Annotated in this window: 20 protein-coding genes and 1 tRNA gene; 8 read left to right on the forward strand and 13 right to left on the reverse strand. The window is 57.4% G+C overall.

The annotated features are described in order from the left end of the window. Positions 1 to 5: 5 nt before the first annotated feature. Both EUU25_RS12935 and EUU25_RS12940 read right to left on the reverse strand, forming a co-directional pair. On the reverse strand, positions 6 to 1,568 hold the full coding sequence (locus EUU25_RS12935; RefSeq protein WP_158901593.1) for a peptide chain release factor 3: 1,563 nt from the start codon (positions 1,566 to 1,568) through the stop codon (positions 6 to 8). A 64-nt stretch (positions 1,569 to 1,632) separates the two neighbouring features. Continuing rightward, positions 1,633 to 2,256 (reverse strand): TetR/AcrR family transcriptional regulator, encoded by a 624-nt coding sequence (locus EUU25_RS12940; protein WP_246162730.1) that lies wholly within the window; start codon positions 2,254 to 2,256, stop codon positions 1,633 to 1,635. Between the two features lie 102 nt (positions 2,257 to 2,358). Between EUU25_RS12940 and EUU25_RS12945 the strand changes: the two genes are divergently transcribed. Beyond that, on the forward strand, positions 2,359 to 4,713 hold the full coding sequence (locus EUU25_RS12945; protein ID WP_158901595.1) for a TonB-dependent receptor: 2,355 nt from the start codon (positions 2,359 to 2,361) through the stop codon (positions 4,711 to 4,713). A gap of 59 nt (positions 4,714 to 4,772) precedes the next feature. On the opposite strand, the gene pheT is transcribed toward EUU25_RS12945, so the two are convergent. The 7 genes from pheT to EUU25_RS12980 form a co-directional block, all read right to left on the reverse strand. Next, entirely contained in the window at positions 4,773 to 7,157 is a 2,385-nt protein-coding gene (gene pheT, locus EUU25_RS12950; protein WP_158901597.1) for a phenylalanine--tRNA ligase subunit beta, read from the reverse strand. Further along, complete coding sequence (pheS, locus tag EUU25_RS12955) at positions 7,154 to 8,230, reverse strand: phenylalanine--tRNA ligase subunit alpha (protein ID WP_158901599.1); 1,077 nt, start codon at positions 8,228 to 8,230, stop codon at positions 7,154 to 7,156. The genes pheT and pheS overlap by 4 nt, the downstream gene beginning before the upstream one ends. Positions 8,231 to 8,311: 81 nt before the next feature. Beyond that, positions 8,312 to 8,677 carry a 50S ribosomal protein L20 gene (rplT, locus tag EUU25_RS12960; protein ID WP_158901602.1) on the reverse strand — a complete coding sequence of 122 codons (366 nt, stop codon included), beginning with the start codon at positions 8,675 to 8,677 and terminating at the stop codon, positions 8,312 to 8,314. Positions 8,678 to 8,711: 34 nt separating this feature from the next. Continuing rightward, on the reverse strand, positions 8,712 to 8,912 hold the full coding sequence (gene rpmI, locus EUU25_RS12965; RefSeq protein ID WP_143777146.1) for a 50S ribosomal protein L35: 201 nt from the start codon (positions 8,910 to 8,912) through the stop codon (positions 8,712 to 8,714). Positions 8,913 to 9,054: 142 nt separating this feature from the next. Beyond that, entirely contained in the window at positions 9,055 to 9,942 is an 888-nt protein-coding gene (locus EUU25_RS12970; protein WP_158901604.1) for a helix-turn-helix domain-containing protein, read from the reverse strand. After that, the gene (locus EUU25_RS12975) at positions 9,930 to 10,709 is read right to left on the reverse strand and encodes an inositol monophosphatase family protein (RefSeq protein ID WP_158901606.1); all 780 of its coding nucleotides are present in this window, start codon (positions 10,707 to 10,709) and stop codon (positions 9,930 to 9,932) included. The genes EUU25_RS12970 and EUU25_RS12975 overlap by 13 nt, the downstream gene beginning before the upstream one ends. After that, entirely contained in the window at positions 10,709 to 11,644 is a 936-nt protein-coding gene (locus tag EUU25_RS12980; RefSeq protein WP_158901608.1) for a ribose-phosphate pyrophosphokinase, read from the reverse strand. The genes EUU25_RS12975 and EUU25_RS12980 overlap by 1 nt, the downstream gene beginning before the upstream one ends. A gap of 109 nt (positions 11,645 to 11,753) precedes the next feature. Between EUU25_RS12980 and EUU25_RS12985 the strand changes: the two genes are divergently transcribed. From EUU25_RS12985 to EUU25_RS13005, 5 genes are all read left to right on the forward strand, one after another. Beyond that, positions 11,754 to 13,409, forward strand: coding sequence for an NAD+ synthase (locus EUU25_RS12985; RefSeq protein ID WP_158901610.1), 1,656 nt, complete (start codon positions 11,754 to 11,756; stop codon positions 13,407 to 13,409). 151 nt (positions 13,410 to 13,560) lie between these two features. Continuing rightward, entirely contained in the window at positions 13,561 to 14,220 is a 660-nt protein-coding gene (locus EUU25_RS12990) for an energy transducer TonB (protein WP_158901612.1), read from the forward strand. Positions 14,221 to 14,279: 59 nt separating this feature from the next. Further along, the gene (locus EUU25_RS12995; RefSeq protein ID WP_158901614.1) at positions 14,280 to 14,687 is read left to right on the forward strand and encodes a hypothetical protein; all 408 of its coding nucleotides are present in this window, start codon (positions 14,280 to 14,282) and stop codon (positions 14,685 to 14,687) included. Positions 14,688 to 14,710: 23 nt separating this feature from the next. Continuing rightward, positions 14,711 to 15,655 carry a bifunctional diaminohydroxyphosphoribosylaminopyrimidine deaminase/5-amino-6-(5-phosphoribosylamino)uracil reductase RibD gene (ribD, locus tag EUU25_RS13000; RefSeq protein WP_158901616.1) on the forward strand — a complete coding sequence of 315 codons (945 nt, stop codon included), beginning with the start codon at positions 14,711 to 14,713 and terminating at the stop codon, positions 15,653 to 15,655. An 18-nt stretch (positions 15,656 to 15,673) separates the two neighbouring features. Continuing rightward, positions 15,674 to 16,282: a riboflavin synthase gene (locus EUU25_RS13005; protein ID WP_158901618.1), complete on the forward strand. Its 609-nt coding sequence runs from the start codon at positions 15,674 to 15,676 to the stop codon at positions 16,280 to 16,282. Here EUU25_RS13005 and EUU25_RS13010 read toward each other — a convergent pair. Further along, positions 16,279 to 16,992 carry a DUF1134 domain-containing protein gene (locus EUU25_RS13010; RefSeq protein ID WP_246162732.1) on the reverse strand — a complete coding sequence of 238 codons (714 nt, stop codon included), beginning with the start codon at positions 16,990 to 16,992 and terminating at the stop codon, positions 16,279 to 16,281. The two genes, EUU25_RS13005 and EUU25_RS13010, sit on opposite strands and share 4 nt — an antisense overlap. Before the next feature lie 233 nt (positions 16,993 to 17,225). Here EUU25_RS13010 and EUU25_RS13015 point away from each other — a divergent pair. Together EUU25_RS13015 and EUU25_RS13020 are read left to right on the forward strand one after the other, a co-directional pair. Beyond that, a tRNA-Ser gene (locus EUU25_RS13015) sits at positions 17,226 to 17,318 on the forward strand. Positions 17,319 to 17,356: 38 nt separating this feature from the next. Next, positions 17,357 to 18,625: a hypothetical protein gene (locus EUU25_RS13020; RefSeq protein WP_158901620.1), complete on the forward strand. Its 1,269-nt coding sequence runs from the start codon at positions 17,357 to 17,359 to the stop codon at positions 18,623 to 18,625. 22 nt (positions 18,626 to 18,647) lie between these two features. Here the strand turns inward: EUU25_RS13020 and EUU25_RS13025 are convergent, their stop codons facing one another. From EUU25_RS13025 to yghU, 3 genes are read right to left on the reverse strand one after another with little or no spacing between them, the layout of a single operon-like run. Next, positions 18,648 to 19,049, reverse strand: coding sequence for a cupin domain-containing protein (locus tag EUU25_RS13025; RefSeq protein WP_158901621.1), 402 nt, complete (start codon positions 19,047 to 19,049; stop codon positions 18,648 to 18,650). A gap of 27 nt (positions 19,050 to 19,076) precedes the next feature. Then, positions 19,077 to 19,445, reverse strand: coding sequence for a VOC family protein (locus tag EUU25_RS13030; protein WP_158901624.1), 369 nt, complete (start codon positions 19,443 to 19,445; stop codon positions 19,077 to 19,079). A 55-nt stretch (positions 19,446 to 19,500) separates the two neighbouring features. After that, positions 19,501 to 20,379, reverse strand: a complete 879-nt coding sequence (gene yghU / locus EUU25_RS13035; RefSeq protein WP_158901626.1) for a glutathione-dependent disulfide-bond oxidoreductase — start codon at positions 20,377 to 20,379, stop codon at positions 19,501 to 19,503. Between the last annotated feature and the right edge of the window lie 22 nt (positions 20,380 to 20,401).

Here is a 20,401-nt window from a genome sequence, read left to right on the forward strand (position 1 = left end):
TGGAATTACCGTTCTTTTGTCGCGCTAAATTTCAGGTCGGGGTGCTTTTCCTGCTGGTAACCGACGTCCCATGCCGATCGCGCCATGAAGACAGGGTGGCCGTCGCGATCCTTCGCCATATTGCCGCCGTTGAAGGACGCAAATTGCGCAAGCGCGCTGTCCGAACCGACGAGCCAGCGGGCCGTGTCATAGGGTGCGGCCTCCAAAAAGGCATCGACCTTATATTCCGCTTCCAGTCGGGAAATGAGAACATCAAGCTGCAATTGCCCGACTACACCTATGACCCAGTTGGAGCCGACTTCGGGATAGAAAACCTGAATGACACCCTCTTCACTTAAATCATCGAGGGCTTTGCGCAGTTGCTTGGTTTTTGTGGGGTCCCGCAGCACGACGCGGCGAAGGATTTCCGGCGCGAAGTTAGGCAAGCCTGTGAATCGCACATCGTTCCGTTCGGACAATGTGTCGCCAACACGCAAGGTGCCATGGTTCGGAATACCTATGATATCGCCGGGTTCCGCGCTGTCGGCGATTTCCCTGTCCTGCGCGAAAAACAGGATGGGGGAGTGGATGGCAACCGGCTTACCCAGACCCGAAGGGGTCAGTTTCATACCGCGCTTGAAAGTTCCTGAGCAGAGCCGCATGAACGCGATACGGTCGCGGTGCTGCGGGTCCATATTCGCCTGCACTTTAAAAATGAACCCCGTCACTTCCTTGGCCGAAGGGTCGATTTCCCCTTTCGAACTAGGCTGTGGACGCGGCGGCGGTGCGTATGCGGCAATGGCAGTGATCAGCTCGACAACGCCGAATTCCTTCAGCGCGGATCCGAAATAGACCGGGGTCAAATCACCGTTCCGGAACGCGGTCAGGTCGAATTCGGAATAGCCTGCCTGTGCGAGCTCGGCCTCTTCGCGTAGGCGCGCAGCACCTGCTGCCGTCAAAACATCGTCAAGACTTGTGGCGTCAAGGCTGCTGTGGGTGCTGACCTTGCCCTCAAAAGCTTTGCTGTCGCCCGATGGCTGGCTCAGTCGTCCGCTCGTGAAATCATAGAGCCCTTCAAATTCGCCGCCCATGCCGACAGGCCAGTTCATCGGGCATACGTCCAGCGCGAGTGCGTCGGCAACTTCGTCGATGGTTTCGAATGCCGCGCGGCCTTCGCGGTCGACCTTGTTTACAAATGTAATGATGGGCACCGAACGCAAGCGACACACTTCGAATAATTTGCGGGTCTGCGGTTCGATCCCCTTCGCGGCATCAATCACCATGATCGCCGAATCGACGGCGGTCAGCGTGCGATAGGTATCTTCGGAAAAATCCTCATGCCCCGGCGTGTCGAGAAGGTTGAAGACAATGCCGTCCTTCTGGAATGTCATGACCGAGGAGGTGACCGAGATGCCGCGTTGCTGTTCGATCTTCATCCAGTCCGAACGTGCACGTCGGGCCTGCCCGCGTGCCTTGACCTCTCCGGCGAGATGAATGGCGCCGCCTTGCAGCAACAGCTTTTCGGTCAGCGTCGTTTTACCGGCGTCGGGGTGGGAAATGATAGCAAAGGTGCGGCGGTTCAGCGTCATGCGCGCCGCTTAGAGGGATTTGGCCGCAATTGGAACCGGTAACCGAGTGGATTGGGGGACTGCTTTACCGTTTCAATCCATGGGTCAGGAAGTCGGCGGCAATCTGGGCCACCTCGTTGGCGTCGCGGTCCTCCCCCATGACGCCATAGCGTAGGCCTAGAAACACGTTCATGCCGACAATGGCCCATGCGTGCACTTCTTCGACGTCGGAACGGACCTGGCCCTTTTCGGCGGCGACTTTAAGGCTGGCAACATAGCCCGCAACCGTGTTTTCATAATGCGCCCGGTAGCTTGGGGGATCGACAAACTCGGCTTCGTCGATGATCCGGTATAATTCCTTGTGCCGGCGCACAAAGCGCAAGAACTCTGCCAAGCCCTTGCGTTCGCCATCGAGGCGGTCCGGTTCCGCAGCCATGACGGGACCGACAGTATTGCGCACCTGTGCCGACATGTCGCGGACCAGCGCTTGAAACAGCGAATCTTTCGAATCGAAATAGGTATAAAAGCTTCCCAGAGCGACCCCTGCGCGCTGCGTAATGCTGACTACCGAACTTTCGTGAAAACCCTTTTCCCCGAATTCAGCCGCAGCGGCATCGAGCAGCAGACGCAAGGTTTTGCGCCCACGTTCGGTGCGGGGGGTTTTGCCAGCGGGCGTCATTGTTGCTGATATGCCACGTTCTGCGGGCATTCTCCAGCTTTCCTCTCACTTCAAGTTGAAACATGGTTCAACTTTCACTATAGCCCATTTCCAGAACGGGTAAAGACCCGCTTTTCTGCAGGAGAGTGACATATGAAATCCCCTAAAATCTCTTTCGTTCGCGCCGCTTTGCTGGCTGGCATTGCTGCACCTGGCCTTTTGGTAGCCGCGCCTGTGTTAGCGCAGAATGCTGCTGATGAAGCCGAATCAGGAGGTGATGAAATCATCGTGACCGCCCGTCGCCGCGAAGAAAGTCTTCAGGATGTGCCGATCGCCGTCAGCGCCTTTTCCGGTGAAGCCCTTGAAATGCGTGGCGCACTCGACCTGACCGATATCGGCAACATCACGCCAAACACCACACTTGAAACGTCGCGCGGCAGCAACTCGACTTTGTCTGCGTTCATTCGTGGCATTGGGCAGCAGGATCCGGTGTCCGGTTTTGAACCCGGTGTCGGTATCTATCTTGACGATGTCTATCTAAACCGTCCGCAGGCGGCCGTTCTCGATATTTACGACGTGGAACGCATCGAAGTTCTGCGTGGCCCGCAAGGCACGCTTTATGGACGCAACACCATCGGTGGCGCGGTAAAATATGTTACCAAGCGGCTTCCCCAAGAGGTGTCTTTTGCGGTGCGCGGAACCGTCGGGACCTACGGTCAGGCAGACGGCGTGATCACAGCTTCTGCACCCATTGGCGATATCGTGCGCGTTGGCGGCAGCTTCGCTCGCCTGTCGCGGGGCGGCTTTGGTGACAATCTGACCACGGGCCTTGAAAATTACAACAAGGATGTCTGGGCAGCCCGCGGCACCATCGAACTGGGCGGCTATGGCGCGCCTGTGTCGGTCCGTATCAGCGGCGACTATAGCCGGGACAAGAGCGACCCGCGCGGCGGCCATCGCCTGATCCCTGGCTTATTGTCCGGTGCACCCGTCTTGGACGATGTCTATGACACCCGTGGCGGCCTCGTCGATCCGAAGCAGGATATCAAGGCGTACGGTCTCGCGATGAATATTTCGGTCGATCTGTCCGAAAGTTTGACCCTTCGTTCGATCAGCGCCTGGCGCAAGGACGATACCTTTACCCCGATCGATTTCGACGCGCTTCCCGCTGTCGACGTCGACGTACCGGGTGGCTATTTCAACGAACAGATCAGCCAGGAGGTGCAGTTGCTCGTCGATGCGGGCCCGCTGAACGGTATGATCGGCGCCTACTATCTCGACGCGACCGCCGATACACTGTTCGACGTCCGTCTGTTTACGACACTGAACGGATTGACGGCGTTTACAAATGCTGCGGTGGATACGGAAACCTACGCCGTGTTCGGTGATTTCACCTATGACTTTTCCGACCAGCTCAGCCTGTCGGTCGGCGGCCGCTACACATGGGATACGCGCACCGCGAATATCCTGCGCCAGAATTATCTGGGTGGCGGGTCGCCATTCTTTGGCGGCGCAGGCGTACCATTCGGGGCGGCCAGCACGAACTTCAGTGGGAAGCGCAGCTTCAACAAGTTCACGCCGCGCGTGTCGGTCAGCTTCAAGCCGACCCCCGAGCACAACATCTACGCCAGCTATAGCCAAGGCTTCAAAGGCGGTGGCTTCGACCCCCGTGGTGTTGGTGCAAATGCTCCCGATCTCAATGGAAATGGCATCCGGGGCGAAAATGACGAAGTTGCCGCATTCCTCAGCTTCCGTCCTGAAAGCGTCGACAGCTATGAAGTTGGTTATAAGGGCAATCTGTTCGATGGCGGCCTGACCTTTGCCTTGGCCGGTTTTTATGCAGATTATACCGATGTCCAGATCCCCGGTTCGGTTGCCTGCATCGTCGGTGGCTTGCCGTCGTTCTGTGGTGTGACATCAAATGCGGGCAAGGCAACGTTCAAGGGCGTCGAACTGGAATTCAACGCACGGCTTGGTGAAAATTTTGCTACCGATGGTGACCGGTTCAATCTGCTCGGCGCAGTCGGCTATATCGATGCCAAGTTCGACGAATATATCACCAACATTGCGAACGTACCGACTGATGTCGCCCAATTCCGCCAAATCCAGAACACCCCGGATTGGACCGCAAGTGCGACCCTAGCTTATATGACACCTGTTGGTGCAGGGCGGTTGAATCTCGGAACAACTCTGTCCTATCGCAGCAGCACCAACCAGTTCGAGATCCCCAATCCCTATATCGACCAGTCGGGTTATGCGTTGCTCGACGCTAGCATCGTCTACACGTCGCCTGATGATAAATGGAGTATCGGCATCCACGGTAAGAATCTGACCGACAAGCAGTATAAGACTTCGGGATACAGCTTTATTGCCGGCAATGCGACAACGGGCGTTCCGACGCTTGGCGTCAATGGCCTGCCGATTGCCTCTTTGGGTAGAGAAGGAACGTTGACCGCATTTTATGGCAACCCGCGTCAGGTATTTTTGACGGCTGGTTTGAAATTCTAACCTCGCCCGATCAACGGAAAATAAAAAAGGCCGGGGCAGTGATGCTCCGGCCTTTTTCTTTAGCCTCTTAACTGCGCACCCTGCTTGGACGCTGCGGCGATAATCCTGTCGGAAATCGCTTTCAAATCTTCGTCGCTGTAGCTCTTTTCAACCGGCTGCAGCGTCACTTCGAATGCCAATGATTTCTGGCCTTCCGGGACGCCCTGTCCACTGAACTGGTCGAACAAACGGACATCGACAATATTCTGTTTATCGGCACCTTTGATAGAACGGGCCAGATCGCCAGCGGGCATATCGGCTGGCACGAGGAAGGCAAAATCACGGGTCACCGCTTGCAATGCAGGTGGCGTGTAGGCGGTTCGCATGAAAGTTGCACTTTTCTTGTGCGGGATGGCATCGAGAAAAATCTCGGCCGCAACAACCGGACCGTCAAGGTCGAAAGCCTTGGCCGTCACCGGATGCAACGTACCAAATGCGGCCAGAATATTCTTTGGCCCCATGCGCAGAGTTGCCGATTGGCCGGGGTGATAATGTGCCCCGGCTTCGCCCATGAGCATCAAGCCTTCGGTAGCCACGCCAGCCGCGGCCAGCAAAGCGAGGACCTCGCCCTTGGTATCATAGGCATCAAACCGCGTTGCCTTGCCACTGGCCCAGTTGCGTTGCGCTTTTTCCCCGGCGAGGACAAAGGCAGCGGTCAAATGTTCGCTTTCCGCCAAATAGCGACGGCCGATTTCGAAAAGCCGGACGGACGAAGCGCCTCGATTCATGTTCCGCTGCGCAGCGGATAACAGCCCAGGCAGCAATGACGGCCGCATGACCTTCATATCTTCGCTGATCGGATTGGCGAGCGACCAATGGCCACCACCAAAGGCGTTCGCTTCCTTTTCGGGAAGGAACGACCAGTTGATGGCTTCGTTCAAACCACGCGCTGCGGCGGTCCGGCGAACCTTGCGCTCAATCTTTTGCATGGCGGTCGCGGTCGGCTTCGCCACACCTTCGGCCCGGGGCAGTGGAGTGGAGGGAACATTGTCCAGCCCAACCATGCGGACCACTTCTTCGACAATGTCTGCCGAGCCTTCGACGTCGCGGCGCCAGCTAGGTGGCGTGACCTGCCACTCTGGCGTCAGTGAAAAGCCGAGTCTTTCCAGAATGTTACGCTGTTCATTTGCTGGAACATCAACGCCGCCGAGCCGAAGGCAGTGACCGGGGTCGTAGGAAATGTTGCGCGGCGCAACTGGTGGCGAGCCGGCGCGCGTAATCGCACTGGGCAGGCCCCCGCAGTGGTCGATCACCAATTTGGTAGCGATGGCGAGGCCATCATCCAGAAATTCCGGATCGACTCCACGCTCAAACCGCTGACGGGCATCGCTAGTCAGGGTAAGCTTCTGCCCGGTACGGGCGATATGTTCGGGGGTGAAATAGGCGCATTCGATCAGAACATCAGTGGTGCTTTCGGACACGCCCGAATGCTCGCCTCCCATGACTCCACCAATATCGTGGACCATGCCGTCATCGGCAATCACGGTCATGCTGCTATCCAGCGTATAGGTCTTGCCATTTAACGCTAGCACCTCTTCCCCGTCAGTCGCTTTTCGCGCGACAAGGGGACCGTTTAGTTTTGCACGATCATAGACGTGCAACGGGCGGCCCAGATCGATCGAGATAAAGTTGGTGATGTCGACGAGGACCGAAATCGGTTTCTGACCAATGGCGTGCAACTTGTCGCGCATCCACTGCGGAGCAGGCCCGTTGGTCACGCCCGAAACAGCTTGCGCGTAAAAGGCGGGGCAGCCTTCTGGATCGTGCGTGGCAATGTCGGGTGCAGGACCTTCGCCCGATATCGGCGCGAGCGAGTCCATGCGATACACGTCGTGTAGCGGACGCAGCTTGCCAAGGCCTGCCGCGGCCAGATCGCGGGCAATTCCGCGCACGCCCATGCAATCTTGCCGGTTGGGCGTGATGCTGACATCAATTACGGGATCATCTAGGCCTGCCCATTGAGCATATACCTGACCTACCGGAGCATCTTCGGCTAACTCGATGATACCGTCATGATCATCGCCCAGCTCCAGTTCCGCGATGGAGCACATCATGCCGTTGGATTCCACACCGCGTATGGCCGCAACTTTCAAGACCATGCCATTGGCAGGCACGACCGCGCCGGCGGGACCAAAAACCCCCAGCATGCCTGCCCGAGCATTAGGCGCGCCGCAGACTACCTGAAGCGGTTCGCCACCGGCGTCGACCGAAAGCACCTGCAATTTGTCCGCTTGCGGATGCGGGGCAGCGGTCAGGACGCGTGCGATACGGAATGCCGACAGTTTCTCGGCGGGATTATCGATACTTTCGACCTCATGGCCGATGCGATTCAATGCATCGGCAACGCCTTGGGCGTCGGCGTCGGTATCCAGATGATCTTTGAGCCAGCTCAGCGAGAATTTCATGCCGATACTCCTCCGCTCAGAGTTGGAACATCCAATGCAGCAAAGCCATAATGCTTCAGCCAACGCAGATCACCGTCAAAGAATGCGCGAAGGTCGTCCATGCCATATTTCAACATTGCCAGGCGGTCGACACCGACCCCGAAGGCGAAGCCTTGGTAAATGTCCGGATCAAGCCCACAGGCCGAAATCACCTTGGGATGGACCATGCCGGAGCCCAGCAGCTCCATCCATCCCCCAGTCCCGCCTAGGATGCGCTTGCCATTTTCCAGTGAGAAACTGACATCCACTTCGGCCGAAGGCTCGGTGAAGGGGAAATAGCTTGGCCGTAGACGAATGGTCAGATCATCACGTTCGAAAAAGGCCTTGAGGAAAGTTTCCAGCGTCCATTTTAGATGCCCGAGATGGATGCCCTTGTCGATGACGAGCCCTTCAATCTGGTGGAACATCGGGGTGTGCGTCGCGTCACTATCGCTGCGGTAGACGCGCCCCGGTGCGATGATCCGGATCGGTGGTTCCTGTGACGTCATGGTGCGGATTTGCACAGGGGATGTGTGCGTACGCAGCAGCTTAGCCGTTCCATCTGCGCCTGCGGGAAAATAGAATGTGTCGTGCATGGCGCGCGCGGGATGGGTCTCCGGAATATTGAGCGCCGTGAAATTGTGCCAGTCATCCTCGATTTCCGGACCCTCCGCTACGGCAAAGCCCATATCAGCGAAAATCTCGGCAAGCTCGTCCATGACCTGGCTGACCGGATGCACCGATCCCTGAGGCGCAGACGGGGCAGGCAAAGTCATATCCAGCCGCTCTGTCGCAAGGCGGGCGTTCAGAACCGCGGTGTCGAGCGTCGCCTTTTTTGCCGTAAGCGCATCAGATACCGTTTCGCGGAGGCCATTGATCAACGGACCGCGAACCTGGCGCTCTTCGGGCGACATACTGCCCATGGTTTTCAGCAGTGCGGAAACACTTCCTTGTTTGCCGAGCGCGGCGATCCGGACGGCTTCAAGGGCTTCGGGCGACTCGGCGGCCTCAATGGCGGCGGTCAGTTCACTTTGTAAGGTTGCTATGTCTGTCATCTCGGTTCGCCTGCATAAGCAAAAGGGCGCGAACGGCAAGTGCCGCCCACGCCCTTTTGCGCATTATTCGAAGTTGGAGGTTTAAGCCGCTTTCGCCAGCGCCGCCTTCGACTGCGCGATGATGGTGCTAAACATGGCGCCTTCGTTCATGGCGAGGTCGGCAAGCACCTTGCGGTCCAGTTCGACACCGGCCAGCTTCAGACCGTGCATGAACACGCCGTAGGTCATGCCTTCGGCGCGGACAGCAGCGTTGATGCGCTGAATCCAGAGCGCGCGGAAATTGCGCTTGTTTACCTTGCGGTCGCGATACGCATATTGGCCAGCCTTTTCGACGGCCTGCCGCGCGACGCGGATGGTATTTTTGCGACGGCCATAATAGCCTTTCGCCTGTTCCAAAATTCTCTTATGTTTGGCTTTGGTGGTCACACCACGTTTGACGCGTGCCATAATCTATATCCTTTCGTGCAAATGATCGCCGGTCTCAGAGACCGTAAGGCGCCCATTTCTTGATTGTCTTGGCATCGGGATCGGAGATCACGCTGGTGCCACGGTTCTGGCGGATATATTTTGCATTATGGCTGCTCAAACGGTGCCGCTTTCCAACGACGCCATGTTTGATCTTGCCGGTTGCGGTGAGTTTGAAGCGTTTCTTCACACCGCTCTTGGTCTTGAGCTTGGGCATTTTGGTCTCCTTTGTTGAGTCCGTATCAAGCCGACATGGCAGCCCTATTGGCCAGCCTGCTTATTCGGAAGGCGCGCGCCTAGCGGGATTCGGGCACGAATGCAAGCAAAGAAGGGATAGAGTTCGAACCTGAGACCCGACCCTAATGGTCGTCGGACAATCCTGGCCCTTGCAGAGCTTGCAAGGGATGGCCGACATGTTCGGCGCGCGCCAAAGTCGCAGCAATGCTGATTGGCCTTGGCATGGCGAGATACTGGCCGGGGGACATGCCCATAAATTCCTGGAAATCGCGGTTAAAATGGGCCTGATCGAAATATTGGTCATCAAGTGCGGCGGACCATTTTAGTTCCGGATCCATCATAACACTGCCTAACGTGCGCAAAAACCGCTGGCGCCTTAAAAGCCGTTTCGGAGGAAAGCCGAATACCCGCCGCGAAAGACGTTCTAAACGCTGTTGGCCGATACCGGCTACGTCCGCCAGATCGGCAACGCTGCTGATGTCGGGATTCGCCAGCGCTTCGTGGATATTTTCAATCTCCATTTCCAGCGGATCGGCAACGGTGATCTTTTCGAGCAGCATCCGGTCGAACAGGGCAGCAATCTGCTGCGGATCGTTCAGACTTTTCAATTCGGTCCAGATATTCTGGAATAAGGCAAATTCGGGCGCATCTTCCAACTCGCCGACTTTATTCGCCCAGCGCTCTGCAGGGCAACCCACGAGTCGGTACCAGCCGAGCGGAAGAAGGCCGATACCGATGAGTTTTAGTTCTTCGAAAAAGATTCGCGCGGCTTTGCCGGTCGGACCCGTCATATTTACATCAGGCGTCGGCAATGGCGGTTCGCCGACAATACTGCCTCTTGAGGATCCAGAAACCGTATAATGGACGCTGGCCCATTCCGGGTGCAGCAAATCTTCAAGTTCTCCGGAATCACTCGTGAAATCAAAGAAATAATAGGTCGACACATAGCGCCGCAGCGCATGGGCGGGCAGGATGAAATGAACCGGGTTGATGCGCTTCAATGATCGCACTGGACGGCCTCCAGCACGTCTTCCAAGCGTGCGGGGTCGCCTACGGCGATAACATGCCCACTAGAATCCGCGTGAAGCGGTTCTCCTGACCAATCGCTCATCATGCCACCCGATCCTATTATTACAGGTACTAAAGCAGCAAAATCGTGCAGCTTCAAGCCAGCTTCCACCACGATGTCGATATGGCCGCTGGCAAGGAGGGCGTAATTGTAGCAGTCACCACCGAACAGCATGCGCTTATGTGCCGTTTTGGCAGCGAGAGCCATGAAATGCTCCCCGTCATGTTGCGTAAAATATTGGGGTCCGCTGGTGGCCAGCGTCGCGTCCGACAGCGAACGGCAGGTCCTGGTTTTCACCGCACTACCGTTCAGGGTTGTCGGATAGCCGGTTGCGCCGACCCAGCGTTCACGGTTGATGCACTGGTCAATCACGCCCAGCACCGGCCAGTTTTCTTCCAGCAGGGCAAGAAGCGAACCGAAAATCGGCCTACCCGCCATGAAGCTGACCGTGCCGTCAATCGGATCGATGACCCAAGTGCGGCCGGATGTCCCTGCCTTTTCCCCATATTCTTCGCCAATAATGCCATCGCGCGGGCATTCGGCATCCAATATGCGCCTTATCGCGGCCTCTGCCGCACGGTCCGCCTCCGTCACCGGAGACGAATCTTCCTTGGCCTCATGCGTAAAGCCAGAGCGGAAAAATGGCCGAATCGCCTCACCCGCTGCATCAGCCAGCCTGTTGGCAAGAAGGATATCTGCGGGCGTCATCAATCGAAAAGAGAGCTGACCGAACTTTCATCGGCGATGCGCTTGATCGCTTCGCCCAAGAGCGGCGCGATCGGAAGCTGCCGGATTTTTTCGCTGTCGTTGGCGGCATCGGAGGCCAATATCGAATCGGTAATCACCAATTTGCGCAAAGACGACGCATTGACGCGGTTGACCGCTTCGCCCGAAAGCACGCCATGGGTAATATAGGCGACAACATCCGATGCGCCTGCGGCCTTTAGCGCGTCGGCAGCGTTGCAAAGCGTACCCGCGCTGTCGGCAATATCGTCGATCAGGATGCAGAACCGGTCTTTAACGTCACCGATGATGTTCATCACTTCAGACACACCGGCCTTTTCACGGCGCTTGTCGACGATGGCGAGCGGTGCATCTTCCAACCGCTTGGCCAGCGCGCGGGCGCGGACCACACCGCCGACGTCGGGCGAAACGACGGTGATATTCTTGTCGGCATGGCGCGACAAGATATCGGCGCTCATGACCGGTGCGCCATAGAGATTGTCCGTCGGAATATCGAAAAAGCCCTGAATTTGCCCGGCGTGCAGGTCAACCGTGAGCACGCGGTCAGCCCCAGCTTCAGTGATGAGGTTGGCGACCAGCTTGGCGGAAATGGGCGTGCGCGGACCAGGTTTGCGGTCCTGCCGGGCATAGCCGAAATAAGGTAGCACAGCGGTGATTCGCTTGGCCGAGGCGCGCCGCAACGCATCGATCATGATGAGCAATTCCATCAGATTGTCGTTGGCGGGGTGGCTGGTCGACTGGATCACGAACATATCTTCGCCGCGCACATTCTCATGGATTTCCACGAAAATTTCATTGTCGGCAAAACGGCGGACACTGGCATCGGTAAGGGGCAAGCCCATATATTCGGCAATGCCCTTGGCCAAGGGCAGGTTGCTGTTTCCTGTCATCAATTTCATGCGCGCGTTCCCCGAAAAGCACCTTGCAGGTTTTCCGGTCGCTCTAGCGACACCAAAGCAACCTGACAATCGGCTTGCCCCCTTAGATTGTGGACAATAGACAGGGGCAATGACAGACCAGCTCACAATCGCCATGGCGCAAATCAATCAGCGGGTCGGTGACCTGTCCGGCAATGCAGCGGCGATGCTGGCGTGGCGTGCCAAAGCGCCGGGCGCGGACCTGATTGTATTTCCGGAACAGCAACTTATCGGTTACCCGGCCGAAGATCTTGTTCTGAAACCCGTTTTTGCTGCCAAAGCGGCGGCACAGCTCGCCGAATTAGCTCTTGCGACTGCGGATGGCGGACCTGCGATGCTGGTGGGCTCCATATTTGCAGACAATGGCGCGCTCTACAACGGGCTCGCGCTGCTCGACGGTGGGCGCATCGCTGCCGTGCGCTACAAACATGAGCTGCCCAACTATGGCACCTTTGACGAGAAACGCATTTTCACGCCGGGTCCCTTGCCTGAACCTGTGGAGTTCAAGGGGGTCAAGCTGGGCCTGCCCATTTGCGAGGATGGCTGGCTGCAGCCTGTATCAACACATCTTGCCAAACAGGGCGCCGAAATCCTGATTTCGGTGAATGGCAGCCCCTATGAAATCGACAAGGATGACCGCCGGCTGGAACAGGTCTTTGCCGCCCGCGTCGCCGAAACGGGTTTGCCACTATTGTTTCTGAACCGCGTCGGTGGGCAGGATGAACTCGTCTTCGACGGCAGCTCATTCATCCTCAACGCCGATGGAATCGCCGCGCACCGTTTGCCCGACTGGACCGAAGAGCTGCGTGTTACCCACTGGACCCGCAAGGGTGCAGGCTGGATATGTGAAGCAGGTGAGCTGGCGGTCTGGGAGGACCATCCTGCCGACATTTATAGCGCGATGGTGACGGGCCTTCGCGATTATGTCGACACCAACCGCTTCCCCGGCGTGGTATTGGGCTTGTCGGGCGGCATCGACAGCGCCATTTGCGCGGCCATTGCGGCCGATGCCTTGGGGCCTGACCGAGTCTGGTGCGTGATGCTGCCAAGCCGCTACACAAGCCAATCGAGCCTGGATGATGCCGGACAATGCGCGCGCATGATCGGCTGCAGGCTGGACACCATTGCGATTTCGCCCGCGGTCGATGCCTTTGACGTCATGCTTTCAGACAGCTTTGCCGATGCCCAAGTCGATATCACGGAAGAAAATGTGCAATCGCGTATCCGCGGCGTGACGTTGATGGCCCTGTCCAACAAATTTGGCCACATGCTGATGACGACCGGGAACAAGAGCGAGATGAGCGTCGGCTATGCCACCATCTACGGCGATATGGCCGGTGGCTATAATCCGATTAAAGACGCCTATAAAATGACGGTCTTTGCCATTTCCAAATGGCGGAACAGCCATAAGCCACGCATTGGCCTCGGTCCGGACGGGCCCGTCATGCCGGAATCGATCATCACCAAACCGCCCAGCGCAGAACTGCGGCCTGATCAGAAAGACAGCGATTCCCTGCCCGAATATCCGGTGCTCGACAAAATGCTGCACGCGTTGGTGGAAGAGGACTTGTCGGTCGATGAAGTTGTGGCACGCGGTTTTGACCGGGCCGATGTGACCCGGATCGAACGATTGCTGTATCTCGCCGAATATAAGCGTCGGCAGGCGCCCCCGGGCGTCAAACTCGGCACCCGCAATTTTGGGCGCGACCGGCGCTATCCCATCACCAACGCTTTCCGCAGCGCTTGAGCCCTGCAGAGGCGTGCATGGCCGCCGAAAATTTTCGATTGCAATCAGAACGATATAATATAACATAACTAATGCGAGACGAGTCCGGAGTGGTTCGTTGACACAGTTGGCTCCGGCCCTCTCGCCATAACTGGGAGAGAGGAGACCCGATATGAGTTATGTACAAGAAACGCGGCGCACCAATAGTTTGGGGATGGGAGCCGCCATATTGGTCAATGGATCCATTATATTAGCTGTGGCGCTGTCGCCGATCATTGCCGAACGAGTGCCAATTCCGACTATCATTCAGGGCACCAATATTCCGGAACAGAAACCCGTCAAAAAGGATCCCAAACCGGACGACAATGTCGCAAAGCCAATAAAGCCGATATTTGCGCCCGACCCGATCATTGAAACAAAAACGCCACCGGATCTTGGGCCGTCAACGACCAATGAATGGACGGACATTGGATCCATAGGAACCACCGCGGGCGGCGATGACGAGGCGGGTTCGACACTTGGGAATATTCCCAAAATACCGATGCCGATATTTAAAGCGGCTTTACGCGATCCACGCTTCGCCAGGGCTTTCCAACCGGAATACCCGGTCGGCAAATTGCGTCTGGAAATTGAAGGCAGCGTAACGGTTCGCATATTGGTCGGCACCGATGGACGCGTTCGGCAGGTCCAGATTCTGAACGCGACCGATCCCGACTTTGCCCGTGCGACCGAAAAACAGGCGTTAAAGGCCTGGCGCTTCAAGCCGGCGACACGTGACGGTGTTCCGGTTGAAGACTGGCAAACGCTGACTGTCCGCTTCGACATTAACTGATTTGGTGCGGCCTGATTCGGGCACTGGAAATCAGGCCGCACCCCGCCTATTGAGCGGATATGTCCTTCTTTAAAGATGTCTCGCTGAAAAGCGCCGGTTCCGACCTGATCGGGTTTTTGCGAACGTCGGGCAACCACAGTCCGTGGTTGTTTCTCGCAGCCTGTGTTCCGACTGCCATCATCATATACACCTTCTATATAGACACGCTGCAAAAGGGAAAGCCGCCGCCACGCGAGATTATCTATGTGGAAAGCTGGCCCGCCACACGCACGATCGAGGAATCGAAAGCCGCAATTGCCGAGAGGCAAAAGCTGAAAGACGAGATGATTGCGCGTGAGAAGGAGGCGTACAAAGCCTTTGGCCGCGCGGTAGGAATGGATGTCGACCGTATCGAGCGTGAGGCTCTTGCCGAACAGGCTGCGCAAAAGGCTGCACAGGAAAAGCAGGACGCAGGAGCGGTCAAATAGCAACGCCCGCCGACCACCGTTATATGGCCGCTGCCTTGGCAATTGCCGAGCGCGGTGTTGGCCAGACCGGGAACAATCCATCTGTCGGATGCGTGATTGTCCAGGATGACATCATCGTCGGGCGAGGCTGGACACAATATGGTGGCCGTCCCCATGCCGAGGCGATGGCGCTGGCGCAAGCCGGATCAAAAGCCGCGGGCGCGACCATTTACGTCACGCTTGAACCCTGTGCGCATCCGTCCGAACGCGGCCCTGCCTGTGCGCATTTGGTATACGATGCGCGACCAGCGCGGGTTGTGGGCGCTGTGACAGACCCGGACCCGCGCACGGCGGGACAGGGCTTCGCTCGGCTGCGCGAAGCAGGCATAGAGGTTGAAACCGGCGTCATGGCGTCAGAGGCTCGGGTACAATTAGCCGGATTTTTCAGTCGCTTGGAACGGTCACGTCCCTTTGTAACGTTGAAAATGGCGACATCGCTGGATGGTCAGATAGCCATGGCAAATGGCCAAAGCCGCTGGATCACCGGCGACTTTGCGCGTGCCCATGCCCATGTCGAGCGCGCGCGATGCGATGCGATTTTGGTAGGCGCCGGCACGGTGCGGATCGATGCCCCCCGGCTGGATGTGCGTCTCGCCGGGCTGGAGCATCGCAGTCCGCGCAAAATCATGCTGGGCAGTGGCGATGCACCGCAGGGCTGGGACGTTCTGCGCAGTCTGGAGGAACTTGGATCTCTCGCGTGCAACACACTGCTTGTGGAAGGTGGCGCCATGACCGCCTCGGCTTTTTTGCGCGCCGGTCTTGTGGACCGTTTGCTTTTATATCGCGCGCCCATCCTGATCGGTGCCGGGACGGCGTGCCTCGGCGATATCGGCCTTGATAATCTCGATGTGGCGCATGGCCGGTGGCAGATTTCCCTATCGCGCCGTCTTGGCAAGGATAGCATCGAAGTCTACGACGCCCTTATCTAATTCAAAGGCTCAATTAAAATGTTCACCGGCATTATTACCGATATCGGCACCGCGACTTCTGTCGAACAGCGGGGCGACCTGCGGATGGTTATCTCCTGCACCTATGACATGGATAGTGTTGCCATCGGTGCCTCAATTGCCTGTTCGGGGGTATGCTTGACGGTCGTGGACAAGGGCGAAGGCTGGTTTGCCATCGACGCCTCTGCCGAAACAGTATCGCGCACAGCCAGCGGTTTGTGGCAGTCGGGTGCGCGTCTGAACCTCGAGCGCGCGTTGAAGGTTGGGGACGAATTGGGTGGCCATATTGTGACCGGGCATGTCGATGGCGTTGGTCATATTGTTGCCAGCGATCCCGTGGGTGATAGCTGGAAAGTCGTTGTTTCAGCGCCCGCCGCGCTTGCCCCCTATATCGCGGCCAAGGGTTCGATCACCGTTGATGGCATTTCCCTGACCGTCAATGAAATTACCGATCAATCCGATCAGACGGCACAATTCACGCTCAATATCATTCCACACACGGCCGAGATGACCACGCTGGATAGCCTGTTCGTCGGTCGAGAAGTGAATCTGGAGATCGATGTCCTCGCCCGCTATCTCAAGCGGATGGAAGATTTGCGCGCCCGTTAAAAGGGCAGCCAACGCTGCTTTTTGGAAAATTTCATATAGCCGACATTGGCACCCAGCCGGAGCCCTGCGCCCACGCGGATCGGAATGAGGACCACGTCGCCGCGCCGCAGATAGCTGGCGTTGAATCCACCGACCAGATAGGCAACGCCTTCGCCGGACGGGAAGCGCTTATAAATATCTTCGGTATCGTAGAGGTTATAGACGAGCACGAACGTGCTGCCCGCGTTAGCGCCGGCATCAAATCCGATTGATGGGCCCGTCCAGTACACAGGCTTTTGGCCTTCGACCTTGTGGTTCAATGTTCCCGAGCCATAGCGCAGGCCGACGACCAGCGCACCGCCGCCTTCGCGGCCGACAATATAGCCGTTGGGACGGCCCTGCTTTTTCAATATGTCTTCGATCAGCTTACCCAAGCCTTGGGCGCCTTTACCGAATACACCTTCGGCAGCGCCGATCAGGTCGTCTTCCTGGTAGGTGTTCTGGTCCGCCGCTGGTGCGGGCGTGATCATCGTATCGGAAGGCGCGGGCATCGGTGCTTCGGTCGGAATCCCGTCCTGCACGGTCACATTTGTTTCAGAGGGCGCGGTTGCGGGCGGAGTTCCGAGATCGGCATCGATCGCCTCATTCGGATCAACCGACGTAATCTGGGCGCTCGACGGGGCGGCTACAAAAAGCGCCAATGCCATCATCAGCAATGCCTGTTTTGCCATCGCTGCTATTCCCTGCTTATGTGCCCGATTGTGCATGATGCACACCTCCCGTCAAAAATGGCCTAAACATATGAATCTTGTAGATGAGCGCACAATGAACGGGCGACCACCCGAGTCCTATTTGCGCCAGAGCGAATCTCGGGACGCAATTTTGATGCTGCTGCCATTCTCCCATCAATAACCGTTGCAGCCCCTGAATTGCGACGCTATAGGCCCCCGATGCCAAGCGCGCAGGAGACGTGGGTGAGTGGCTGAAACCAACGGTTTGCTAAACCGTCGTACTGGTAAATCCGGTACCGAGGGTTCGAATCCCTCCGTCTCCGCCAGTTTGTGGCTCCTTTGACAGGTGAAACCGCGCTAAAATATGTCCAGGAAACGTAAAGCTCCCCCGCGTTTTGCCGCCCTTCGGGCAAAGCCGCCCGTATTCTGGGTCAAGTTGGTCAGTATCGCTGCCGTCACCTGCACTCTTGCATGGTTTTCCTTCATCCATGCCGTTGCTAATATTACGTGGCAACAGAATCCCGATATGGCGCTGCGCTTTGTGCCCGATCATCCTCTGGCCCTGTCGCGTAAAGCGGACGAGCTGTTTGCGGCCAAGCAGGATCCGGCGACGTTGGCCAAGGTCGAGGCGATGGCAAAGCAGTCGCTCCGCGGGGGTGCGTTGAACCCCGTGGCGATCCGTCTTTTGGGTTATGTCGCCGATGCACGGGGAGATCAGAAGAAGGCCCGCGAATTAATGCTGCTGTCCCAGAAGGTCTCGCGGCGGGATTTCGGAACGCAGCTTTGGTTGATCGAAGATGCGGTCAAGCGGAATGACAAGAAACAGGCCCTCTACCATTATGATATTGCCATGCGGACCACACCCAGCAGTTTTCCGCTTCTGTTTCCCACATTGACCGGTGCGCTGGACGATCCCGAAGTGCGCGCCGGATTGGCACCTTATGTGAAGGCTGCGCCCGAATGGCTCCTACCGTTCCTGCCCCATGCCATCGGGACCAGCGAAAACCCCTCCTATCTTGCCGACGTGTTGCTGAAAGCGGGGCCTCTGCCAGATCGCCCTGAATATCGCGAACAATCCAATTATCTGCTGTCGACGCTCGCCAACAAAGGCCAGTTTTCCGCATTCCAGCGCTATTATTCCAGTCTGCCCTCAGTGCGATCAAAAGCGCTGCAAACAGCAGCCTTGAATAAGGACACGATCAACCTGCGCTACCCCGCTGCCGGGTGGCAACTAACCGAAAACTCCGTGATCGGCGGGGCGTTTTCCGAACCTGATAAAAGCGGCGCCTTCACCCTTTCTGCCTTTGCCGGATCGGGCGAACGGGGTGAGTTGATGCGAAAATTGCTGTTCCTCAAGCCCGGCACCTACCGGTTTGCGGCACAATATGAGGCCCAGTCGAGCGCTCCGGATTCGGAAATCAGATGGGACCTTTTTTGCGCTTCGCAAAAGGGGAATGTCAGCAAATGGTTCACTTCTCGCGCGGTGAAAACGGGTCGTAGCGGCGACGTGCAGAGCTTCACGCTTGGCGCTGACTGCCCGCACCAGCTGCTCCAGCTTCAACTGGCGGGCGGAAGTGGACAGTTGGGCGCGGAGTTTGTCCTGCGTTCGGTGGATATCGTCCGCGCGCCGTAAGCGCTAATTTCAGCCGCCGTTGTTAACGTGGCTTATGCTTCGTGTCGGTTCCGGCGGTGATGAACAGGGCTACCGCTTCTCCTTCCACATCGACTGTGTGCCAGGTTCCTGGCGGGTTTACGGCATATTCGTTCGGGCAAAGTGTCACGACCGCCGTCGCGCCATCGGCATGCTCCTGATGCAGGGTCATCGAGCCGCTGAGGCAAAGCACCACCTCATCGCCGAGGGGGTGCATTTCCCAACTGTCCCAGTTTTCGCTGAAGCGGTGCATGGACACCAGCCGCCCTTCCGCCCCGTCCTGCGCGGTGCGGGCGGCATAGCTTTGATACCATTCCAAGCCGGTAAAAGGCGGTTGTGGCTGCGCCGTTGCGCCCAGCCCGAGATGCAGGGGGTGTGTTTCCAGATTATATGCATCTTGGGCCATGGCGCTCTCCTCCAAGCTGTGGGGACTTCAGGTCATGATAAAGGCGTTCAGCTTATTCCCGTCGGGGTCGCGGAAATAGCCGGCATAAAAGGAATCGCCACGCGGTCCTGGAGGGCCTTCGCAGGTTCCACCATTGGCAAGCGCAAGTGCGTGTAGCCGGTCCACCTGTTCCTTGTCCCTGGCCTCAAGCGCAATCATCACGCCATTACCGACCGTTGCCGGGTTCCCGTCAAAGGGCTTGGTCAGGCCAATGCCCGCCGCACCGCCGGGCTTGCCCCAGGCGATGAAGCCGTCAAAGTCCATCATCCGGGGTGTTTCCAGTTCCCCCGCCAGAGCGTCATAGAAAACAGCCGCACGCGCGAGGTCATTTGTACCTAAGGTAACATATCCAATCATCGAATCTCTCCCAAAAGAAGAAGAGAACATTAAGAGAACATTCCAACAGAGTCAATCAGCCCGGTTTTGAGACCTTGTCCTGTGTTTTCGTGTCGAAATCGCTGGCATCATGGCGCTCGTGCAACTGGCTGGCGGGGTCACCCATGACGCGGTTCACCATCCGTCCGCGTTTCACCGCAGGCCGTTCGGCAATCTGGTCGGTCCAGCGCACCACATTGGTATATTCGTGCACCGACAGAAATTCGCCAGCCTCATAAATGAGGCCTTTGACGAGCGCGCCATACCAGGGCCAGATCGCCATGTCGGCGATGCTGTATTCGTCGCCGGCCATATATTCGCGATCCGCAAGGTTCCGGTCGAGCACATCAAGCTGCCGCTTCACCTCCATCGCAAAACGGTCAATGGCATATTCAAACTTGAAGGGTGCATAGGCGTAGAAATGGCCGAACCCACCGCCCAGATAGGGCGCGCTGCCCATTTGCCACATCAGCCAGTTCATGGTTTCCGTGCGCTTGTGATGTTGGGTTGGCAAAAAGGCCCCGAACTTCTCGGCCAGATAGATCAATATGGATCCCGATTCGAAAACACGGGTGGGCTCGGGTGTCGAATGGTCGAACAAAGCGGGGATTTTCGAATTGGGATTGGCCTCGACGAATCCGCTCGAAAACTGATTGCCGTCGCGAATGTTTACCAGCCACGCATCATATTCGGCGCCTTCATGGCCTAGGGCCAGCAGCTCTTCGAGCATCACGGTCACCTTCACCCCGTTCGGTGTCGCCAGCGAATAGAGTTGCAGCGGATGCTTGCCGACAGGCCGATCCTTATCGTGCGTCGCACCGGCTATGGGCCTGTTGATATTGGCGAACTGCCCGCCATTTTCCTTGTTCCACTCCCAGATTTTGGGCGGGGTATAATCGGAAAATGTCTGCGTCATACTGAACTCCTGAATGATGTTG

The organism is Sphingorhabdus lacus, from assembly GCF_009768975.1.
GTDB lineage: Bacteria > Pseudomonadota > Alphaproteobacteria > Sphingomonadales > Sphingomonadaceae > Sphingorhabdus_B > Sphingorhabdus_B lacus.

Excerpts from the sequence above, each read along its gene's own strand:
- EUU25_RS12935 (WP_158901593.1), bottom strand. The coding sequence starts at position 1,568 with ATGACGCTGAACCGCCGCACCTTTGCTATCATTTCCCACCCCGACGCC.
- EUU25_RS12940 (WP_246162730.1), bottom strand. The coding sequence starts at position 2,256 with ATGCCCGCAGAACGTGGCATATCAGCAACAATGACGCCCGCTGGCAAA.
- EUU25_RS12945 (WP_158901595.1), top strand. The coding sequence starts at position 2,359 with ATGAAATCCCCTAAAATCTCTTTCGTTCGCGCCGCTTTGCTGGCTGGC.
- pheT (WP_158901597.1), bottom strand. The coding sequence starts at position 7,157 with ATGAAATTCTCGCTGAGCTGGCTCAAAGATCATCTGGATACCGACGCC.
- pheS (WP_158901599.1), bottom strand. The coding sequence starts at position 8,230 with ATGACAGACATAGCAACCTTACAAAGTGAACTGACCGCCGCCATTGAG.
- rplT (WP_158901602.1), bottom strand. The coding sequence starts at position 8,677 with ATGGCACGCGTCAAACGTGGTGTGACCACCAAAGCCAAACATAAGAGA.
- rpmI (WP_143777146.1), bottom strand. The coding sequence starts at position 8,912 with ATGCCCAAGCTCAAGACCAAGAGCGGTGTGAAGAAACGCTTCAAACTC.
- EUU25_RS12975 (WP_158901606.1), bottom strand. The coding sequence starts at position 10,709 with ATGACGCCCGCAGATATCCTTCTTGCCAACAGGCTGGCTGATGCAGCG.
- EUU25_RS12980 (WP_158901608.1), bottom strand. The coding sequence starts at position 11,644 with ATGAAATTGATGACAGGAAACAGCAACCTGCCCTTGGCCAAGGGCATT.
- EUU25_RS12985 (WP_158901610.1), top strand. The coding sequence starts at position 11,754 with ATGACAGACCAGCTCACAATCGCCATGGCGCAAATCAATCAGCGGGTC.
- EUU25_RS12990 (WP_158901612.1), top strand. The coding sequence starts at position 13,561 with ATGAGTTATGTACAAGAAACGCGGCGCACCAATAGTTTGGGGATGGGA.
- EUU25_RS12995 (WP_158901614.1), top strand. The coding sequence starts at position 14,280 with ATGTCCTTCTTTAAAGATGTCTCGCTGAAAAGCGCCGGTTCCGACCTG.
- ribD (WP_158901616.1), top strand. The coding sequence starts at position 14,711 with ATGGCCGCTGCCTTGGCAATTGCCGAGCGCGGTGTTGGCCAGACCGGG.
- EUU25_RS13005 (WP_158901618.1), top strand. The coding sequence starts at position 15,674 with ATGTTCACCGGCATTATTACCGATATCGGCACCGCGACTTCTGTCGAA.
- EUU25_RS13010 (WP_246162732.1), bottom strand. The coding sequence starts at position 16,992 with ATGGCAAAACAGGCATTGCTGATGATGGCATTGGCGCTTTTTGTAGCC.
- EUU25_RS13020 (WP_158901620.1), top strand. The coding sequence starts at position 17,357 with ATGTCCAGGAAACGTAAAGCTCCCCCGCGTTTTGCCGCCCTTCGGGCA.
- EUU25_RS13025 (WP_158901621.1), bottom strand. The coding sequence starts at position 19,049 with ATGGCCCAAGATGCATATAATCTGGAAACACACCCCCTGCATCTCGGG.
- EUU25_RS13030 (WP_158901624.1), bottom strand. The coding sequence starts at position 19,445 with ATGATTGGATATGTTACCTTAGGTACAAATGACCTCGCGCGTGCGGCT.
- yghU (WP_158901626.1), bottom strand. The coding sequence starts at position 20,379 with ATGACGCAGACATTTTCCGATTATACCCCGCCCAAAATCTGGGAGTGG.